This is a genomic window from Streptomyces sp. NPDC001634 (assembly GCF_040298185.1).
In the GTDB taxonomy this organism is placed as follows: domain Bacteria; phylum Actinomycetota; class Actinomycetes; order Streptomycetales; family Streptomycetaceae; genus Streptomyces.
Map to the genome: position 1 here is coordinate 1 of NZ_JBEOZU010000251.1, position 1,025 is coordinate 1,025.

At 46.5% G+C, this 1,025-nt stretch carries 1 protein-coding gene and 1 pseudogene; one reads left to right on the plus strand and one right to left on the minus strand.

Annotated features, from left to right (window positions below):
- On the minus strand, positions 1-917 hold a 917-nt coding region (locus tag ABT186_RS47865), incomplete at its 3' end, for an IS30 family transposase (protein WP_351796782.1).
- A 13-nt stretch (positions 918-930) separates the two neighbouring features.
- On the opposite strand from ABT186_RS47865, the pseudogene ABT186_RS47870 reads away from it, so the two are divergent.
- A pseudogene (locus ABT186_RS47870) lies at positions 931-1,025 on the plus strand (aldehyde dehydrogenase family protein); the annotation flags it as partial.

Genomic DNA, 1,025 nt, shown 5'->3' on the forward strand with positions numbered 1-1,025 from the left:
TTATAGTTGAACATTTTTCTTGGATAATGGTTCATCCAATACTCGATAGCGGCGACTTCTTCAGGGGTCGTCTTTGTTGTGCCTTTTGGCAGATGCCTACGAATCATTCGGTTATGGTTTTCATTCGTCCCTCGCTCAAAGCTCGCGTAGGCGTGTGCATAGTAAACTGGACAGCTTACGACCTCAGAGAGCCTTGCAAATTCATGGCCATTGTCAGGGGTAATGGATTTGAAGTCATAACTTTTTTGAAGTTCCACCAGCTCATCATTGACCGCCTGTGCTGTTTTCCCATCAATCAAGCGAATGATCTCCGTGCGGTATTTTCGCTCTGTGAGCGTCAAAAGCACCTTGTTCTTAGCTCTCGTAAGAATGACCGTGTCAATCTCGTAATGCCCCACTTCTAAGCGATTGTTAATGAACTCAGGCCGTTCTTCAATAGACTTACCAAAAGGATGCTTTGGCGCACGAGGTTTGATTTTCTTTGCCGCCTTATACTGCGGATAGAAAAGATGATGACGCTTGGCTTCTAACCAGCCCCAGTTGACCCAATTGTAGAGGCTGCTCAGAGAAACTCCTTTTAGAGCCTGATGAATGACTTCCAAAGAGTCCTTGTCTTCTTTAAGACGTGTACTCACATAACAATCAATCTCAGTCGTGAGTTTACTCGGACGAACACTGTGAGCCCTCAATCCTTCATAATTTTCTTGAGCCTTTTTAGCAGAGTATTTTACCTTCCGCTTGAGCTGGATTTCCCCTCGCTTCATCTCTCTGTCAATCGTCCCATGAGCTTTATTCAATAAGCGCGCAATCTCACGGTTGCTCAGTCCTTCTTTATTGTGCCAACGTTCAATGTTTAAACGGTCTTGATTGGTCAGGTGTTTCCCTTTGCTCTGGCTTGTGATAGAATAGTCTTGCATCTGAATTTCCTTTGTCGGTGTGATCAGCCCGTTCAACTTCCCGTTCCTGCTGTCGATCAAGTCCGTCGCCCCGGCGCTCGCGCTCGGCAACGGCGTCGTCCTCAAGCC